Below are 353 nucleotides of genomic sequence, written 5' to 3'. Positions count from 1 at the left end.
CTTCCCCCCCTTCTTCCCCCTCCCTCCCCTTCTTTTTTTTCCCTTCTTCTCCTTTCCCCCCCCCCCCTTCTTCTTTTTTTTCCTCTTCCCCCTCCCTCTCCTCCCTCTTCCCCCCCTTCTTCTTCCTTCCCCCTCCTCCTTTTTCTTTCCCTTCCCTTCCTTTCTCTTTCTTCTCTTTTTTCCTCTCTCCTCTTCCCTTCCTTCCTCCTCCTCCTTTCCTCCCCCCTCCTCCCCCTCCCCTTTCCTCTTCCTCTTTCTTCCCCCTCCCTTCCCCTCCCCTTCCCCTCTCCTCTTCCCCTTTTTCTCCCCCTTTTCCCTCCTTCTCCCCCCCCCCCTTCTCCCTCCCTTTTCCC

The 353-nt window shown here is 57.2% G+C and carries 1 protein-coding gene; it reads right to left on the bottom strand.

All coding sequences use genetic code 11. The features are described from left to right. Window positions 1–353: hypothetical protein (locus KH400_RS30255; RefSeq protein ID WP_217228550.1), on the bottom strand; the 353-nt coding region annotated here is incomplete at both ends.

Source organism: Desertibacillus haloalkaliphilus, assembly GCF_019039105.1.
GTDB classification, from domain to species: Bacteria; Bacillota; Bacilli; order Bacillales; family KJ1-10-99; genus Desertibacillus; species Desertibacillus haloalkaliphilus.
This window is presented reverse-complemented; position numbering and strand designations above follow the sequence as displayed.